The organism is Neisseria sp. 23W00296, from assembly GCF_044772855.1.
Lineage (GTDB): Bacteria > Pseudomonadota > Gammaproteobacteria > Burkholderiales > Neisseriaceae > Neisseria.
Genome location: NZ_CP173024.1, coordinates 2,001,712 through 2,018,665, shown reverse-complemented (window position 1 = coordinate 2,018,665; position 16,954 = coordinate 2,001,712). Strand labels below are relative to the sequence as shown.

At 56.8% G+C, this 16,954-nt stretch carries 15 protein-coding genes; 14 read left to right on the top strand and 1 reads right to left on the bottom strand.

The window, feature by feature from the left end; genetic code table 11:
• Positions 1 to 10 precede the first annotated feature (10 nt).
• From ACG2K1_RS10050 to ACG2K1_RS10010, 9 genes are all read left to right on the top strand, one after another.
• Positions 11 to 526 (top strand): hypothetical protein, encoded by a 516-nt coding sequence (locus ACG2K1_RS10050; RefSeq protein WP_395429145.1) that lies wholly within the window; start codon positions 11 to 13, stop codon positions 524 to 526.
• 23 nt (positions 527 to 549) lie between these two features.
• Positions 550 to 1,212 (top strand): PspA/IM30 family protein, encoded by a 663-nt coding sequence (locus tag ACG2K1_RS10045; RefSeq protein WP_395429144.1) that lies wholly within the window; start codon positions 550 to 552, stop codon positions 1,210 to 1,212.
• Positions 1,213 to 1,497: 285 nt separating this feature from the next.
• Entirely contained in the window at positions 1,498 to 1,998 is a 501-nt protein-coding gene (locus ACG2K1_RS10040; protein ID WP_395429143.1) for a hypothetical protein, read from the top strand.
• A gap of 149 nt (positions 1,999 to 2,147) precedes the next feature.
• Entirely contained in the window at positions 2,148 to 2,615 is a 468-nt protein-coding gene (locus ACG2K1_RS10035) for a tetratricopeptide repeat protein (protein WP_009427449.1), read from the top strand.
• A 270-nt stretch (positions 2,616 to 2,885) separates the two neighbouring features.
• Complete coding sequence (locus ACG2K1_RS10030; protein WP_036496809.1) at positions 2,886 to 3,734, top strand: SPFH domain-containing protein; 849 nt, start codon at positions 2,886 to 2,888, stop codon at positions 3,732 to 3,734.
• Between the two features lie 111 nt (positions 3,735 to 3,845).
• Positions 3,846 to 4,508 carry a YqiJ family protein gene (locus ACG2K1_RS10025; RefSeq protein ID WP_395429142.1) on the top strand — a complete coding sequence of 221 codons (663 nt, stop codon included), beginning with the start codon at positions 3,846 to 3,848 and terminating at the stop codon, positions 4,506 to 4,508.
• Between the two features lie 216 nt (positions 4,509 to 4,724).
• The gene (locus ACG2K1_RS10020) at positions 4,725 to 6,431 is read left to right on the top strand and encodes a flotillin family protein (protein WP_094030866.1); all 1,707 of its coding nucleotides are present in this window, start codon (positions 4,725 to 4,727) and stop codon (positions 6,429 to 6,431) included.
• 382 nt (positions 6,432 to 6,813) lie between these two features.
• Positions 6,814 to 7,164 (top strand): DUF485 domain-containing protein, encoded by a 351-nt coding sequence (locus tag ACG2K1_RS10015; protein WP_009427442.1) that lies wholly within the window; start codon positions 6,814 to 6,816, stop codon positions 7,162 to 7,164.
• Positions 7,161 to 8,843 carry a cation acetate symporter gene (locus ACG2K1_RS10010; RefSeq protein ID WP_395429141.1) on the top strand — a complete coding sequence of 561 codons (1,683 nt, stop codon included), beginning with the start codon at positions 7,161 to 7,163 and terminating at the stop codon, positions 8,841 to 8,843. The genes ACG2K1_RS10015 and ACG2K1_RS10010 overlap by 4 nt, the downstream gene beginning before the upstream one ends.
• Positions 8,844 to 8,939: 96 nt before the next feature.
• Here ACG2K1_RS10010 and pepN read toward each other — a convergent pair whose 3' ends face one another.
• A complete protein-coding gene (pepN, locus tag ACG2K1_RS10005) occupies positions 8,940 to 11,561 on the bottom strand; it encodes an aminopeptidase N (protein ID WP_395429140.1) in 2,622 nt (873 codons plus the stop codon).
• Between the two features lie 227 nt (positions 11,562 to 11,788).
• On the opposite strand from pepN, the gene ACG2K1_RS10000 reads away from it, so the two are divergent.
• From ACG2K1_RS10000 to ACG2K1_RS09980, 5 genes are all read left to right on the top strand, one after another.
• Positions 11,789 to 12,772: an adhesin gene (locus tag ACG2K1_RS10000; protein WP_094030865.1), complete on the top strand. Its 984-nt coding sequence runs from the start codon at positions 11,789 to 11,791 to the stop codon at positions 12,770 to 12,772.
• Positions 12,753 to 14,888, top strand: coding sequence for a MafB family polymorphic toxin (locus tag ACG2K1_RS09995; RefSeq protein ID WP_395429139.1), 2,136 nt, complete (start codon positions 12,753 to 12,755; stop codon positions 14,886 to 14,888). The genes ACG2K1_RS10000 and ACG2K1_RS09995 overlap by 20 nt, the downstream gene beginning before the upstream one ends.
• Before the next feature lie 35 nt (positions 14,889 to 14,923).
• Positions 14,924 to 15,373, top strand: coding sequence for a ribonuclease toxin immunity protein CdiI (gene cdiI, locus ACG2K1_RS09990; RefSeq protein ID WP_157697487.1), 450 nt, complete (start codon positions 14,924 to 14,926; stop codon positions 15,371 to 15,373).
• A gap of 339 nt (positions 15,374 to 15,712) precedes the next feature.
• Positions 15,713 to 16,285, top strand: a complete 573-nt coding sequence (locus ACG2K1_RS09985) for a hypothetical protein (RefSeq protein WP_157697485.1) — start codon at positions 15,713 to 15,715, stop codon at positions 16,283 to 16,285.
• Positions 16,285 to 16,794 carry a hypothetical protein gene (locus ACG2K1_RS09980; protein ID WP_009427435.1) on the top strand — a complete coding sequence of 170 codons (510 nt, stop codon included), beginning with the start codon at positions 16,285 to 16,287 and terminating at the stop codon, positions 16,792 to 16,794. Before ACG2K1_RS09985 ends, ACG2K1_RS09980 begins: the two co-directional genes overlap by 1 nt.
• The last annotated feature ends 160 nt before the right edge of the window (positions 16,795 to 16,954 follow it).

Sequence of the window (16,954 nt, the reverse complement as noted above, 5' to 3'; positions counted from 1 at the left end):
TATTTTGAATATGAATACAACCAACCGCATCCCCGTTAGTGTACGGATTAGCCAGGAAGACGCTGATTTTATTGCAGAGTTGAAGATCGAAGGCGCGAATACGCCGTCGGAAAAAATCCGCGAATTGTTGAAGCAGGCCAGACTGGCGCACACGCAGACGCGTGATTACGAATCCGCGCTCACCGCGCAGGAGCAGTTTTTTCAGGCTGCCAGGCGCAACGTGTTGAACGCCGAAAAACAGGCGGGCGTGCATTCGCATATCGTTGCGCGCTTGTTTGAACAACTGCCCGATTTGGCCGCCACGCTGGCCGCCGACCTGCCCGAAGAGGCCGCGCCGCAGGATTTGCAAAAATACGAGCGCGAGCTGATGTGGCGCATCGTGCGCCTGACCGACAGCATTTTGCAGCTTGCCGTTACCGGCAAAGGCGCGGCCTACGACGATGCCGTGTTGCAACAGCTTGAAAACACTTTGAAACTGGCCGATATCGTGCGCCGTGCGTCTGAGGTTGGCGCAGAGGCCGTCTGAAACCCGAAACGAAAGGAAACAAAATGAGCGAAACCCTGTCCCGCCGCGTCGGCCGCCTGGTGAGCGGCGGCTTCCACGCCCTGATTGACGCTGCCGAAAACCTGGCGCCCGAAGCGGTGATGAACGAGAGCATCCGCGAAATCGAGCGCGCGGTGGACGAAGTACGCGCCGAGCTGGGTAAAGTGTTGGCGCAAAAACATCTGGCCGCCAAAAAAATGGCCGACGAGAGCAACCGCCACGAAGCGCTGTCCGACCAAATCCGCGCCGCCGTGGCCGCCGAGCGCGACGATTTGGCCGAAAGCGGCATCGCCGAGCAGATGGACATCGAAGCGCGATTGCCGGTGCTTGAAAACACCATCGCCGACTGCGCCGCGCAGGAAAAAGAGTTCGAAGGCTTTATCGCCGCCCTACAAGCGAAAAAACGCGAAATGCAACAGCAGCTGCAAGACTGGCGCGCCGCGCAGCAAAGCGCGGCAGCCGACGGCGGCGCAACCGGCGGCAACATCGAGCGCATCGCCCGCAACGCCGAAAAAAGCGGCAACGCGTTTGACCGCGTGATGGGCAGACAAAACGCCGTACACAGCAGCAGCGACGCGGCGCAGCTGGCCAAGTTGAAAGAGCTGGAAGACCTAAGCCGCAGCAACCGCATCGCCGAACGGCTGGCGGCTTTGAAGGCGGGAAAGTGAGTGCCGTAGGTCGGATTCTTGAATCCGACAAGTGCACGAAGCGGCTTTCAGACGGCCTTTCAGGCTGCTTGGCAAAGGCCGTCTGAAAATAAAACTGCCGTCATTCCCGCGCAGGCGGGAATCTTTTGCGAGCTTCGGCAAACGGCAGAAAAAAACGCCATCACCCAAGCTGAAAAAAGATTCCCGCCTGCGCGGGAATGACGAAATACAGAGCTTTCAGGCAGCCTGAAAGACCCTAAAGCTGCCTGAAAAGAAAACCCCGCCCCGATTATTGGAAAGAAAACCATGCCCCAGCCCGAAACCCCGCTTGCCGAACTGCAGGCCGCCGAGCAAAACGGCAGCCGTCCGCTGACTTGGCGTAAAACCGTTTCCCTAAGCGATGCCGATCGAAAATCGGTGAACATCATGCGTTTCGGCATGCTTGCTTCGTGTTTTACCGTGCCGCTGTCGGTTCTGTTTCTGCACCGGATGCTGCCCGATTTGTTTTTCCACAGCGACGGCACGTTCAAAGCCGCCAACGCGCTGCCGTTTTTGCTGATGTCGGTGGCGATGGGAATGTTCGCCCTGTGGATGCTCAAGCGCATCAACAGCGTTCTGACTACCGGCCGCGCCCTTGCCGTTTTTACGCTGGATTGGAAAAAGCGCAGTCTGACAATGCACGGCTTCGGCGGCTTCGGCGGACGCATTGACCCCGCACACGCCGACTGGGCGCAGATTCTGCCCGACGGCCGCCCCGAGCAGCGCGAACGCCTGCAACAGCGCATCCGCCAACTGCTGGCGCGCTAGGGCAGCCTGAAAGAACTAAAGGCCGTCTGAAAACCAAAGGCTTCAGCAAGGTTAAAGCCGGCAACGCAGATTTTCCCTGTGGGAAAACGTCGGATTCGAGAATTTGATCTACGCAAATCCGAAGGCCGTCTGAAGAAAGAAACGACGCGATGAAACGCAACAACGACAATGCCCTGACCGCGCCGCTGCTGGCGATGATGGTTGTGCTGGCCGCCGCCACCGCGCTGGTGTGGCTGGTGCAGCAGGCCGATGAGCGCGGCGGTTGGCAGAATGCCGCGCCGTTTGGCAAATTGTTTGCCAAGTCCGAAGCCGAGCCGCCGCCTGCGGAAATTGTCCGCCGTGCCGAAGCGGGCGAAGCCGAAGCGCAGTATCAGGCAGGCGGCCACTATATGCGGCAAAACCGTTGGGATTTGGCGGTGCCGTGGTATGAAAAAGCCGCCGCGCAGGGGCACGCCAAGGCGCAGAACAATCTGGGCGTGGCCTATGCCGAAGGGCGCGGTGTGCCCGCCGATCCGCAAAAAGGCTGCCGCCTGATGGCAGCGGCGCAGCAGCAGCTTAATACCGACAACGGCCGCGAAAACGCCGCCATGTGCCGGGAAGAATTGGAAAAACACTGATTCGCGTCAGTTCCGTAGGCCGGATTCTTGAATCCGACAAACACCCGAAGCGGCTTTCAGACTGCCTGAAATAACCCAAAGGCCGTCTGAAAACCACAGGCTTCAGCAAAGTTAAAACCGGCAGCGCGGATTTTTCCCTGTGGGAAAACGTCGGATTCGAGAATCCGACCTACGCAAACCCGAAGGCCGTCTGAAACTGAAACCTGCCCGTTCAGGCAGCCTGAAAGCAGCCTGAAATCCCGTTCCGCCATTTATCAAGGAGACCCCGCCATGAATCAAACCAGCAGCAGACACAATATGTTTTATCTCAACGGCTGGCTTGCCGCCGCCATGCTGGCCGCTGCCGCCGTACTGATTGCCATGGCGCTGTTTTCCACCGTCGGCATGCTGGCCGCGCCGCTGTTTGTTTTTATCGTGCTGGCGGCAAGCGGCTTCCGTATCGTCCAGCCCAACACCGCGCTGGTGAGCACCTGTTTCGGCCGTTATTCCGGCATTCTGTCCGAGAGCGGGTTTTTCTGGATTATCCCGCTGATTTACCAAACCCAAAGCGTTTCCCTGCGCTCGGGCAACTACGTTACCCCCACGCTGAAAGTGAACGACGCCGCCGGTACGCCGATTGAAATCGCCGCCGCCATCGTTTACCACATCAGCAACCCCGCCGCCGCCGTGCTCGATGTGGAAAACGTCCACGATTTTATGCAGGTACAGAGTGAGTCCGCCCTGCGCGCGCTGGCCACCCACCACCCCTACGCCGCTGAAGATACCGAAAGCCTGACCCGCCATTCCGAGCATATTCTCGAGCAGTTCCGCGACATGGTGCAGGAGCGCGTCGAACGCGCCGGCATCAGCATCGACGAAGCCCGCTTCACCCATCTGGCCTACGCGCCCGAAATCGCCCAAGCCATGTTGAGAAAACAGCAGGCCGAAGCCGTTATCGCCGCCCGCTACGCGCTGGTGCGCGGCGCCATCGGCATGGTGGAAGGCACCGTCCGCCAGCTCGAGCAGCGCGATATCGTGAAAATGAGCGACAGCGAAAAAGCCAAGCTGGTAACCAATATGATGACCGTGCTGCTTTCCGAAGAAAACGCTGCGCCGGTGTTGAATGTGAGCGGCGATTGAGCAGACGTAGGTCGGATTCTTGAATCCGACAAACACACGAAGCCGCTTTCAGGCTGCCTGAAAAACCCAAAGGCCGTCTGAACGCCCCCAAACCCATAAAGGAAACCGCCGATGTGGAATCTGATTACCGCTCCCGAAACCGAAATCTTCGGCATTGCCCTGGCGCTGATGCTGCTGCTCGGTGCGCTCGAAATCCTGTCGATGCTGTTGGGCGGCGCGAGCGAGTGGCTGGACAACCTGCTGCCCGACAGCCTGGCCGACAGCGCCCATGCCGAAGTGGGGCTGGATGCGGCCGACGGCGTGATGGTGCGTTTTCTAAGCTGGCTGTATGTCGGCAGGGTGCCGGTGTTGATGCTGTTGGTGGTGTTTCTTGCCGTGTACGGGCTGGCGGGCTATGTGTTTCAGACGGCCTTTGCCGCCGTGTTCGGTGTGTATCTGAATGGGGCTTTGGCCGCCGTCGCCGTATGGTTTCTTTCGCTGCCGCTGGTGCGCGCCACCGCCGGCGGGTTGTACAAAATCCTGCCCAAAGACGAAACCACCGCCGTATCGCAAGACACGCTAATCGGCCGCGTCGGCGTGATTGTGATCGGCCAAGCCCGCACCGGCAGCCCTGCCCAAGTGCGCGTGAAAGACGGCTTCGGCCAAACGCATTATGTGATGGCCGAAGCCGACGGCAGCCAAACGCTGCAACAGGGTGAGGCGGTATTGCTGGTGTCGCTCTCGGGCAATACCTTTAAAGCAATTGCCAATCCCAGCGGCAGCTTAGTGGATTAGGCCGTCTGAAAGCCCGTAGGTCGGATTCTCGAATCCGACAACCGTTGGCCAAACGGCAAGCATTTGAAAAAACGTCGGATTCAAGTATCCGATCGACGAAGCAACAGCCATCAACACCAACCCCGCCAAACCCTTTTTTCAGACGGCCTTCAAAACAAGGCAGCCTGAACCCCGCCGCCGCAAGGCATTTTGACAACCGCAACAAAAGGAAAACCCATGACTTTAGTTTCCATCGGCATCATTGCCGGCGTTATTCTCGCCGCCCTGTTTGTGCTCGGCCTGATACTCACCCGTCTCTACCGCCGCGCCAGCAAGGAAGTGTCGTTTGTGCGCACGGGCTTTGGCGGCGAAAAAGTGATTATGAACGGCGGCGCGATGGTGTTGCCCGTATTGCACGAAATTATCCCCGTCAACATGAACACGCTGCGACTGGAAGTGCGCCGCGCGGCGCAGCAGGCGTTGATTACGCGCGACCGTATGCGCGTGGACGTGATGGCCGAGTTTTATGTGCGCGTCAAACCCAGCGCCGAGAGCATCGCCACCGCCGCGCAGACTTTGGGCATGAAAACCATGTCGCCCGACGAGTTGAAAGATTTGGTCGAAGGCAAATTCGTCGATGCCCTGCGCGCCGTGGCCGCCGAAATGGCGATGGAAGAGCTGCACGAAAAACGTGTTGATTTCGTGCAGAAAGTGCAGCAGGTGGTCAGCGAAGATTTGTTTAAAAACGGCCTGGAATTGGAAACCGTATCGCTCACCGGCCTTGACCAGACCAGCTTCGAGTTTTTCAACCCGCAAAACGCGTTTGACGCCGAAGGCTTGACCAAGCTCACCGAAACCATCGAAGGCCGCCGCAAAAAACGCAACGACATCGAGCAGGAAACCGATTTGGCGATAAAAACCAAAAATCTCGAAGCCGAGCAGCAACGCCTGAAAATCGCCCGCGAAGAAGAATACGCCAAGCTGGAGCAGGAGCGCGAAATCGCCGTGCGCCGCGCCGAGCAGGAGGCGGGCATTGCCGAGCAGGAAGCGGCGAAAAAACGCGAAGCCGAAGAAGCCAAAATCGCCGCCGCGCGCGAAGTGGATTTGAAACGCATCGCCGCCGAGCGCGACATCAAAAACGAAGACATCCGCAAAGCGCAGGCCGTGGAGCAGGCCGAAGTCGAGCGGCGCAAAGCCATCGAGCTGGCCGAGCAGGACAGAGCCATCGCCGTGGCCGAAAAATCCCGCGCCGAATCGGAAGCCAAAGCCGAAGCCGACAAAGCCCGCGCCGCCGCCGTGCGCGAAGAAGAAAGCGTGATTACCGTGCGCGAAACCGAGCGCGCCGAGCGTGCCAAAGCGGTGGAGCTGATTGCCGCCGCCGAAGTCGCCCAGCGCGAAGCCATCGCGGTAACCGTCGCCGCCGAAGCCGAGAAACAGGCCGCGCAGGACAAGGCCGAAGCGCTGCGTATCGCCGCCGAAGCCGAAGCCGAGCAGTTCCGTCTCAAAGCCAAGGGCGAAGCCGATGCCAAAGTGCTGCTGGCGCAGGCGCAGGAGCAGCAGTACAAAGTCGATGCCGAGGGCAAACGCGCGGTAAACGAAGCGGCCAACGTGTTGAGCGTGGAGCAAATCGAGATGCAAATCCGCCTCGCGCTGTTGAAACACCTGCCCGACATCATCCGCGAATCCGTGCGCCCGATGGAAAACATCGACGGCATCAAAATTCTGCAGGTCAACGGCCTGGGTGGCGCGCTTGGCGCGGCGGGCGAGAGCGTTTCAGACGGCCAAACCCAAGGCAGCCTCGCCGACCAAATGGTTAACAGTGCATTGCGCTACCGCAGCCAAGCCCCGCTGGTTGACGGCCTGTTGAAAGAACTCGGCCTCAACGGCAGCGACATCAACGGCCTGACCCAAGGCTTGGACAAAGGCGTGGGCAAAGCGGAGTAAGACCGTACCGCAGGCAGGCTTCGCACGCCGAAACCGCGCCGTAAAATCAGAAACGGCAACGCAAAACCCGATGGTACAAGCCCATCGGGTTTTTGGCCGTCTGAAAGGTTTGTTCACGTTTTTCAGACGGCCTTTTGCCTGCCCGCTTTTCGTTTTTTAACAAAAAACGGCAGCGGAATGGTGAGGCTTGTTTTGAGAAAACAGAAATAAAATCAAAAGGATATTTGGAAGGTATTTGTGCAGCGGATGCAGGGCATCAGAAAAAAAAATTAGCCTGCGGCGGGCGGGCTTGTTTATAAACCGCGCATGTCGGGACACGGGGCTTTCAGACGGCCTCTTCCGGCAAAAACCCGAAAACTGATATTCAAAGAGGAGCAAACCGATGAGTAAAGCGCAAACTCGAAACCATGCCGCGGAAAAAGAGCGGGCGGCCAAGGTGCTGGCGCATCCGGCCTTCCGTTCGATGGCCAAACAGAAAGCATGGCTGGGCTGGGGCTTTTCCGCCGCTATTTTCGCCGTGTATGTGGCTTTTATCTGGACAATCGGCACGGCGCCGCAGGTACTGGCGGCTAAGGTGAATCCCAACGGGGTAACCACTTGGGGCATCTGGATCGGGATGCTGGTGATTGTGTTTTCGTTTGTGATTACGCTGATCTATGTCTGGCTGGCCAACGGCAAATTTGAAGAAATGACGCAAAAAGCGGTACGCGAAACGCAGGAGGGAGAAAAATGATGGGGAAAAATAAATTTCTGTTTGCCGCTCTGGCGGCTTTGTCTTCGGGTGTCCTGTGGGCTGAGGCGTTCTCGGGCGAGGTGGAGAAGCAGGCGACCAACTGGACGGCTGTGATTATGTTCTTCATCTTCGTGGGCGCGACGCTGTGGATTACCAAGTGGGCGGCGACGAAAAACCGTTCCACCGAAGACTTTTACACCGCAGGCGGCGGCATCACCGGCTTTCAAAACGGGCTGGCGATTGCGGGGGACTTTATGTCGGCCGCGTCGTTTCTCGGCATTTCGGCGATGGTGTTCACCACCGGTTACGACGGCCTGATTTATTCGACGGGCTTTCTGGTCGGCTGGCCGCTGGTGCTGTTTCTGGTGGCCGAGCGGCTGCGCAACTTGGGGCAGTTTACCTTTGCCGATGTGGCGGCCTACCGCTTGAAACAGACGCCGGTGCGCCTGTTTGCGGCTTCCGGTTCGCTGTTGGTGGTGATGCTGTATCTGATTGCGCAGGTGGTGGGCGCGGGCAAGCTGATCCAGCTTTTGTTCGGCATGAATTATTTGTCTGCCGTGCTGATTGTCGGTGCGCTGATGGTGGCCTATGTGCTGTTCGGCGGCATGCTGGCGACGACTTGGGTGCAGATGATTAAAGCCGTGTTGCTGCTGGGCGGCGCAACGTTTATGTCGTTTATGGTGCTGTATGCCAGCGGTTTCAGCATGGAGGCGATGTTTCAAAAAGCGGTCGATACGCATGCAAGCGGCGAGGCGATACTCGCGCCCGGCGGCTTGGTGAAAAATCCGGTGGACGCGCTCTCGCTCGGCTTGGCGCTGATGTTTGGTACCGCCGGCCTGCCGCATATCCTGATGCGCTTTTTCACCGTGCCCGATGCCCGCGAAGCGCGCAAATCGGTAGTCGTTGCCACCGGCTTTATCGGCTATTTCTACCTGCTCACCTTTATCATCGGCTTTGGCGCGATTATTTTCCTGACCAATAATCCCGAGTTTTTCAAAGCGGTGGTGAAAGACGGCAAAACTGTGTACGAAATGATCGGCGGCACCAATATGGCGGCGGTGCATTTGTCGGCAGCCGTCGGCGGCAACCTGCTGTTGGGCTTTATTTCCGCCGTGGCCTTCGCCACCATTTTGGCGGTGGTGGCCGGGCTGACCCTGTCGGGTGCATCGGCGGTGAGCCACGATATTTACTCTTCGGTAATCCGCAAAGGCAAAGCTCTGCCGAAAGAAGAAATGCGCGTTTCCCGCGCCGCCACTTTGGGCTTGGGCGTGCTCGCCATCATCTTCGGCATTGCCTTTGAAAACCAAAACGTCGCCTTTATGGTGGGCTTGGCCTTTGCCGTTGCCGCATCCGCCAACTTCCCCGTGCTGATGCTGAGCATGTTCTGGAAAGGGCTGACCACGCGCGGCGCGGTGGCCGGCGGCTTTGCGGGACTCATCGGCGCGCTGGTGCTCATCGTGCTCGGCCCCACCGTGTGGGTGAGCGTGCTGCACAACGAAAGCGCCATCTTCCCTTACGGCAACCCCGCGCTGTTTACCATCCCGCTGGCCTTTGTCGTGTCGTGGATAGTTTCCGTGCTCGACAAATCCGAGCAGGCCGCGCAGGACAAAGCCGGTTTCGACGCCCAATACGTGCGCTCGATGACAGGCATCGGCGCGGCGGAAGCGTCGGATCACTGAGTAACGCGCCACAGAGAAAGCAGCCTTTACGGGCTGCTTTTTTGTTTTCAGACGGCCTTTCGGCACGGCAAAGCCTCTGTGTCTTATTTGTCCAAGCTATTTGTCCAAACTCAAACGGATTTTGCCGACGATTTCGCCGGTTTCCGACGACAGGTTTGCCACGGCGGCGATGCGTTCGAGTTCGCCGCGCATCAGAGCCTGACGCGCGGGTTCGAGGCGGCGGCAGATGTTGAAGGCGCGGGCGAGGCCGGCGGCCAGCGAGGGGTTGAAGCGGTCGGTTTCAATGATTTTGTCGGCCAAAAAGCGGTAGCCCGAGCCGTCGGCGGAGTGGAAGTGCGGGATGTTGCGGGTGAAGCCGCCGATGAGGGCGCGCACTTTGTTGGGGTTTTGCGCGTTGAAGCCGGGGTGCTGCAAGGCCGTCTGAATCTGCGCGGGGGTGTCGGCGCGGCGCGAGGCGGCGATCAGCGAGAAGTATTTGTCCATCGCCAGCGGCTGGTCGGCGAACTTGGCGGCGAAGTTGTCGAGCAGGGTGCCGCGCAGGGGGCTGGGGTTGTGGTTGGCGGCACTGAGGATGCCCCATTCGTGAGTCATGTTTTTTGCCATTTCGGGATAGTTTTGCGCCACTTGTGCGATATGCGCGGGGTCGGCGCGCAGGATGAAGGCGCGGCAGACGTTGCGCAGGGCGCGCCAGCCTGCGGGTTCGGGCGCGTATTCGTAGGGGTTGGGGCACTGTTCTTCCTGCGCGCGGGCTTTTTGGTTGAGGGCGGCGAACTCGTTTTGGAAGGCGGTGGCAATCAGGTCGAGCAGGGCTTCGCGGGCGTGGTGGACGCGCAGGGGATCGATGTTTTCCATGTCCGCCCACAGCTCGGCTTCGGCGGGTACGGCCAGCAGGATGGTGCGGAAGGCGGGGTCGATGTCGGCGGCGAGTACGCGGCCGACGGCTTCGAGCAGGGCGGTGTGCGCGGGCAGCGGGCGGTTTTCGGCGAGGGCGTCGATGTTGGCGGCCACGGCGCGGCGGAACAGGGTTTGTCCGGCTTCCCAGCGGGCGAAGGGGTCGGGGTCGAAAGAGAGCAGCAGGCCGAGGTCGGCATCGCTGTAGGGGTAGCGCAGGTGGACGGGGGCGGAGAGGCCGCGCACGAGCGAGGGTACGGCTGCGGTGTCCGCGCCGCCGAGGACGAATTCTTCTTCGGCGCGGCTGACGGTTAAGACGGCCTCGGTCAGGGTTTTGCCGCCGTATGTGAAGGTCAGGGACTTGCCCGCGCTGTCGAGCAGGCCGACTTTGAGCGGCATCTGCATGGGCTGTTTGTCGGTCATGTCGGGCGTGGGCGGCACGGTTTGTTTGACCGTGAGCACGAAGTTTCCGTCTTTCAGACGGCCTGTGATATCGAGCGTCGGCGTGCCTGCCTGGCTGTACCAGAGGGCGAACTGCTCGAAATCGAAGCCGTTGGCATCGGCCATCGCGGCGCGGAAATCGTCGCAGGTAACGGCTTGGCCGTCGTGGCGTCGGAAATAGAGCTGCATGCCTTTTTGGAAGCCTTCTTCGCCGAGGAAGGTGTGATACATGCGCACCACTTCCGCGCCTTTTTCATACACGGTCATAGTGTAGAAATTGTTCATGTCCTCATAGCTGGCGGGGCGCACCGGATGCGCCATCGGCCCCGCGTCTTCGGAAAACTGGAACGTCCGCAGGCGGGAAATGTTTTCGATGCGGCGCACGGCGCGGCTTGCACGGTCGGCGGAAAACTCTTGGTCGCGGAACACCGTCAGCCCCTCTTTCAGCGAGAGCTGGAACCAGTCGCGGCAGGTTACGCGGTTGCCCGTCCAGTTGTGGAAATACTCGTGGGCAATCACGGCTTCGACGCGCTCGAAGTCGGCATCGGTGGCGGTGCGGCTGTCGGCCAAAACGCAGGACGTATTAAAAATGTTCAAGCCCTTGTTTTCCATCGCACCCATGTTGAAGTCGCCCACGGCTACAACCATGTAGATGTCCAAATCGTATTCGAGGCCGAAGCGCGTTTCGTCCCACTTCATCGCGTGTTTCAGTGACTCGATGCCGAAGCCCACCTTGCCTGCGTCTTCCTTGCGGGTGAAAAACTCAATCGCCACTTCGCGGCCGCTGCGGGTAACGAAACGGTCGGCCGTGCAGACCAAGTCGCCCGCAACCAAAGCGAAAAGATAGCTCGGTTTTTTAAACGGGTCTTGCCATTTTGCCCAATGGCGGCCGTCTGCAAGCTCGCCGCCGTCGGTTTTGTTGCCGTTGGACAGTAGCACGGGATAGCGTTTTTTATCGGCGGCAATGGTGGTGGTAAACGCCGCCATCACGTCGGGACGGTCGGGGTAAAACGTGATTTTGCGGAAGCCCTCGGGCTCGCATTGTGTGTAAAGATTGCCGCCGCTTTCATACAGACCCATCAGGGTTTTGTTTTCAGACGGCCGCACGCGGGTAACGGTTTCCACGGTGAAGCTGCCCGCAGGCGGCGCGGTGACGGTTAGCTTTTCGTTTTCGAGAACATAGGCGGCATCCGCGCCGTTGATTTTGAAGGAAACGAGTTCGGCCGAGCCGTCGAGCACCAGCGGCGCACCCGCGCGTTCGGTGTGCACGGACAGGCGGGCGGTGATTTCGGTGTAATCGTCGCCGATGTCGAAGGTTAAATCGGTTTGCGAAACGGAATGGGCGGGGGCTTGGTAGTCTTTCAGATAATGGACGGTTTTGCTCATGGCGGCGGGCTCTCGTGCGTAAGTTGCAAAAAGCGCGCATTTTAGCCCTTCTGCGGCGCGGCATAAAGGCAAAAGGCCGTCTGAAAGCCCGTTTTCGGGGTTTCAGACGGCCTTTAATTATTCCGTTTACAAACCCATACGGAATAAATAGAATCCGAATCTTTACTAAAAACGATACGTTTCTGCCTAAAGAATTACACAACAGATTTATTTGTAAAGGATAAAAAATGCACTGCAAACTTTTGCTTTCCGCCGCAGCTTCCCTGCTGCTCTCCGCCTGCGGCACACTCACCGGCATTCCCGCCCACGGCGGCGGCAAACGCTTTGCCGTCGAGCAAGAGCTGGTCGCCGCCTCCGCCCGTGCGGCGGTAAAAGAAATGGATCTCGCCGCATTGCAGGGACGCAGGACGGCCGTCCACATCTCCGCCATGGGTGACCAGGGCTCGGGCAGCATGACCGGCGGCAGATATTCCATCGACGCCCTGATACGCGGCGAATACGCCAACAGCCCCGACACCCGCACCGACCACACCTATCCGAGCTACCAAACCCGCGCCGACACTTCGGCAAGCGGCCTTGACAGCACCACCCGTTCCCTTTCCGTGCTCAACGCCCCCGCACACAGCCTCACCCGCTCGCGCGGCGCCGGCAGCAGCGGCAACCTCGGCCTCGGCATCAACGGCTTGGGCGGCTACCGCAACGAAACCCTCACCACCAACCCGCGCGATGCCGCCTACCTCAGCGGCCTCGTGCAGACCGTCTTTTTCCTGCGCGGCCTCGATATCGTCCCCGCCGAAGCGGCAGACACCGACGTATTCGTCAATGTCGACGTATTCGGCACCATCCGCAGCCGCACCGAACTGCACCTCTACAACGCCGAAACCCTGCGCGCGCAAACCAAGCTCGAATATTTTGCCGTCGACAGAAAAACCGGCCGCATCGTCATTCCCCCGAAAACTTCCGCCTACGAAGCCGCCTATCAGGAGAAATACACCCTGTGGATGGGGCCGTACAGCGTGAAGAAAAACGTCAAAGCTTCAGACGGCCTGATGGTCGGCTTCTCCGACATCACCCCCTACGGCAAGTACGAAAACGGCACCCCCCCGTCCTATCCGCAGAATGCGAAAGCAGAAGACGCGGCCGAAGGCACAGGCGCAGCCGACAATGCCACCCTGCGCAAACGGGAGACAAATGATGAAAACCGCCCTTAAACAAAAACTGGCCGCCATCCTGCTTGCAGCCTCCGCCCTGTTCGGCGCAGCCGCGCAGGCAACGGCACAGCCGTTGGCAACCGATCCCGCCATACTCAAACTCGTCGATAAAAAAAGCTACGAACCGGGCGGAAAAAACCACCTGTTCGGCGGCGCACGCGGCAACGTGAGAGAGCGCCACGGCAATCTCGGCATTATTGCCTCATCTTCCATGCGGGCGGGGAATATCGAGACCGAGTATGTCAGCTTCGGCGGCCACTACGGCTACGAAACCCGCTTCCGCAGCCATCCCTGGCAGGATCACTCCCCGTTTGACCATAGCGCGGTGCGCAACGGCGGGAATAAAGGAGCGGCTGCGGCCGACGGCTACGGCGCAGCCAACTATGTGTACAGCATCAGCGGCTCAATGGTGCATCCTGCCGATGGCTACGACGGTGCAGCGGGCGGCGGCTATCCCGCCCCCACAGGCGCGCGCGATGTTTACAGCTACTCCGTCAGCGGTACAGCCAGCCGCAGCCGCCTGGTCGAGCCCGAAAAAGCCCCCTGTTTTGCCGGCGCCTGCCAGCCCTCGGTCGAGCCGGGGCTAGGCGCGGAGAAACGGCGGGAGCAGACGGAAAACGCCCTGCCCGATGGCATGCGCGCAGAGGCTGATGCGGCAGCAGCGGCAAGGGGTGTTGCCCAAGCGGAAAGACTGCTCCGCGACTATCACATCGACGGTGTCAAATTAGGCTTCTCTTATGACGACCTGATTAAAATGGGCTACGGCATGCCGCCCGAAGCGCTTGCCGTAGCGAAAGGCGCAAGCCTCACACGCAAACATCCCGACGAATATGTACAGGCAGTCAGTCAGGGATTAAACCGGCTGGAACGGTACGAATCGGAGCAGGGGCAGAAGCTGATAGAGTCTGGAACAAGGGAAATAGACCTTATCTTCCGCCCGTTTGATCCCACCCTCAGCTGGAAAGGCAATACGGCAAACAAAACGGCCGCAGCCCTGCGCGGCTTTAACCACATTGCCAACTATGCCGGCGATGCCTCAGGCATCAATCCGCTCTTCGGAGCTGCATGGAATACCGTCGTTCCCGACGATGTATCGCAGAGCATCGGCAATCAAATCGGGCAAGTCAAAAACGACATGAACAACTGGGCAGGCAGCGACGCCGAAAAACAGGCCTATGTCGCCCTTGCCCTTGCCGGTACCGAAACAGCCGCCAATGTTGTGCCCGGCCGCTTCGGCAAAGGCAAAATTCCCCATGCCGGAAAAGGCAGAAGCCCGCACGGCGACATACCGCACGGCGGATCGGGGTCGCCCCACGGCGGCAACCCGCACCCGAACCGCGGCAGCCCGCATGGCGAAAACCACAGCAAGCCGCACGGCAGTAACCCACACAGCAGCGGCAACCCGCACGGCAATCCGTCCGCCTCCCTGCATCCCGGCCACTCCGGCGGCCACACCGCACTGCCGAACCGCAGACCCGGTATCCCGCACACCCACGGCGGCCATTACGGCAGCCGCCCGTCGGCGGGACACGGCAGCCACAACGGTGGCAATCCGTCAGGAAACTACAACGGCACAGTCAGCATCCATAACGATGGTTCTGGCGGTAGTTTCAACGGAGACGGAGCAGGCAATGGCGGCAAGGGTGGCGATGGCAAGGGCACTCCCCCGCCGCCGCCCGATATTAGGTTTAACCCTGATTTGGAACGCCATCTGGCCAATGTGGATGGTGTCGATAGAAACGGTATCAAAGGCGGGCACAATCAGGATAACTTTATGAAAGAGCTGGAAAGACTGGCGGCACTCGACCCCCATGGGAAAATGACCGTTGAAGATCTAATTAGTAGAAAAGAATTATCGGATATAGATGGTATTTCTCATATTTATTATAGGGTTCCAATCTACAATCATAAGAAGGAGGTTGTTGGATATAAAGATATTAAAATTCCAAAAACAGTTTATGATCCTGCTAAAATTTCCGATGAGCAAATGGTAGAGATGGGTAAACAAGCTGCATTAAAAAAATATGAAGAAACTATGCGGATGAATAAGCAGGAGTTTTCTTCGGAGTTTAATGGGATAGACTTTTATGGTTATATGGATTATATAAAAAGATGATTTTGGCATTAAACAAAATACAGGAGTAATAAAACATGTCTTTCCTACAAAAAAATAATTGTTATGTGCCATTTGGGAGGGAACAAGATAAAGTTGATTTTCTATTTCCTAAAAATAGAATTAGTAATGATCCTAAAGAAGAAGCTGCATCGCAACTTTTTAATCATGCATATTTTTTTGGTGACTTTTTAGATCTTATTGTGAATATTATGAAAAATTATGATAGTTATGCACATGAATACACTTCTGCTAATTATCCTGATTGGAATGACCCTTCTTCAAAATACCATTTTGAAGAGGGTATGATACGAATTGATAACTGTGATGATGAAGGGGATTGGGTTGATATTACCGAACGCCAATTCTTCCGATATGCCAAAGAAGCCTGTCTGCGTTTTATCGAACTTCACCCAGAGCATCGTGATTTTGTCATGAATATTGTCGACAACTGGAAACCCAAATACCCCGACAAATTCCCTGATTAAACTCCGTATCACAGAGGCCGTCTGAAAATCCCCAATCGGTTTCAGACGGCCTTTAAACCGTAAGCGCGCTACGCTTAAACCGTCTGTATCCGCATCGGCAATCCGTCCGCCTCCCTGCATCCCGGCCACTCCGGCGGCCACACCGCACTGCCGAACCGCAGACCCGGTATCCCGTACACCCACGGCGGCCATTACGGCAGCCGCCCGTCGGCAGGACACGGCAGCCACAACGGCGGCAACAGCAGCAGCGGCAATCCGTCAGGAAACTACGGCGGTGCGGGCGGCATCCATAACGATGGTTTGAGTGGCAATAACGGTGGCAATGGCGCTGGTAATGGATTGGGAAACCATGATGGAGGGCATCCGCGCGATGGAGACTATTTTGAAACCAATGTGCCTAATATTCGTGTTAAAGGGCTTTCTGAGGTTAAAGGAACATCTATTGATGTGGATGCTTTAAGGCATGAATTAACTTTTTGGGTGGCTTCAAATAATACTAGAGATATTAGTATTGCTGCTGCGCGAGTAACTATTAATGGAGAAACCAAGCATTATTTGGGTGTTAGTGGCTCAAGTTGGAAAGGTAATTCTCCTGATGAAGTAACAATAAATAATGTTGAATATGAAGTTATTAGGCGTGATAGTGGTTCGCTTGGTACAGCAGAAAATGGTAAAAAATCTGCTGAAAACTTCAATCATGCTGAAATAAAATTAGCTAGCCACATTAATGAAACCTATGGTGGTACTAATGCTAAGGTAGAGATTGCTGTACAAAATACATCTCGCGATAAGCTGGGAGCTTGCGAATATTGCAGAGGTGCAAAAGGTGAGACACCCATCAGTATACTGGGTAAGCTAAATCAAGAAATGGATATAACTTTTTACCACGGATCAACGGGAGTGAACCCTTAATGAGTAGCTACAAATTTATCAGCACGTTACAAAAACTGGTAGATAATAATCCTTATGTTATTGGTTACAGTATTCATGAATTAAAAAAAATTGAATCTTTATACAATATCAATATACAAGGGCAATTTCGGGAATTTATGCTGTTAGCTGGCCGTTGCTCAGGAGGAGTCGTTGGTGATGACCCAATTATCCTATATAGGCCAGCATGGGATGTTAGAACGCAAATATTATTCCAAATAAAACTTCTGGATTTCTTGCTAAATGCAAGAGCATATAAATATGTAGGAAAAAGTGCTAAAACATTCTGTTTTTCTTGGGAAAATGAGAGTAGATATTACTATCTGATTACAGAACATAACGATAATTTAGTTTATTGCTATGATGAAAATGAAGAAAGCGTTGAATGTACGTGCTTGACTCTTTTCGAGTATCTAGATCATATGTATGAAGAAGAATCTAAAAAAGAGCATGTTATCTGCCGTGGCGAACTCTTGGAAATCTTTGTCTAAATAAGCTAAGCATAGGCTGGCTTTAGCCCTAACTTTCAGGTTGATCCGGAGTCTGGTTTGTTAGATCGTTTTCCAACCTATAGTTGTTTACGGCGGAAGTAACGCCAAAGTAGAAATTTCTGCACAAAATACATCAAAAAGTAGTGCGGGTGTTTGCGAA

Excerpts from the sequence above, each read along its gene's own strand:
- ACG2K1_RS10010 (WP_395429141.1), top strand. The coding sequence starts at position 7,161 with ATGATGGGGAAAAATAAATTTCTGTTTGCCGCTCTGGCGGCTTTGTCT.
- ACG2K1_RS10025 (WP_395429142.1), top strand. The coding sequence starts at position 3,846 with ATGTGGAATCTGATTACCGCTCCCGAAACCGAAATCTTCGGCATTGCC.
- ACG2K1_RS10020 (WP_094030866.1), top strand. The coding sequence starts at position 4,725 with ATGACTTTAGTTTCCATCGGCATCATTGCCGGCGTTATTCTCGCCGCC.
- pepN (WP_395429140.1), bottom strand. The coding sequence starts at position 11,561 with ATGAGCAAAACCGTCCATTATCTGAAAGACTACCAAGCCCCCGCCCAT.
- ACG2K1_RS10050 (WP_395429145.1), top strand. The coding sequence starts at position 11 with ATGAATACAACCAACCGCATCCCCGTTAGTGTACGGATTAGCCAGGAA.
- ACG2K1_RS10040 (WP_395429143.1), top strand. The coding sequence starts at position 1,498 with ATGCCCCAGCCCGAAACCCCGCTTGCCGAACTGCAGGCCGCCGAGCAA.
- ACG2K1_RS10030 (WP_036496809.1), top strand. The coding sequence starts at position 2,886 with ATGAATCAAACCAGCAGCAGACACAATATGTTTTATCTCAACGGCTGG.
- ACG2K1_RS10045 (WP_395429144.1), top strand. The coding sequence starts at position 550 with ATGAGCGAAACCCTGTCCCGCCGCGTCGGCCGCCTGGTGAGCGGCGGC.
- ACG2K1_RS10015 (WP_009427442.1), top strand. The coding sequence starts at position 6,814 with ATGAGTAAAGCGCAAACTCGAAACCATGCCGCGGAAAAAGAGCGGGCG.
- ACG2K1_RS09980 (WP_009427435.1), top strand. The coding sequence starts at position 16,285 with ATGAGTAGCTACAAATTTATCAGCACGTTACAAAAACTGGTAGATAAT.
- ACG2K1_RS10000 (WP_094030865.1), top strand. The coding sequence starts at position 11,789 with ATGCACTGCAAACTTTTGCTTTCCGCCGCAGCTTCCCTGCTGCTCTCC.
- ACG2K1_RS10035 (WP_009427449.1), top strand. The coding sequence starts at position 2,148 with ATGAAACGCAACAACGACAATGCCCTGACCGCGCCGCTGCTGGCGATG.
- ACG2K1_RS09995 (WP_395429139.1), top strand. The coding sequence starts at position 12,753 with ATGATGAAAACCGCCCTTAAACAAAAACTGGCCGCCATCCTGCTTGCA.
- cdiI (WP_157697487.1), top strand. The coding sequence starts at position 14,924 with ATGTCTTTCCTACAAAAAAATAATTGTTATGTGCCATTTGGGAGGGAA.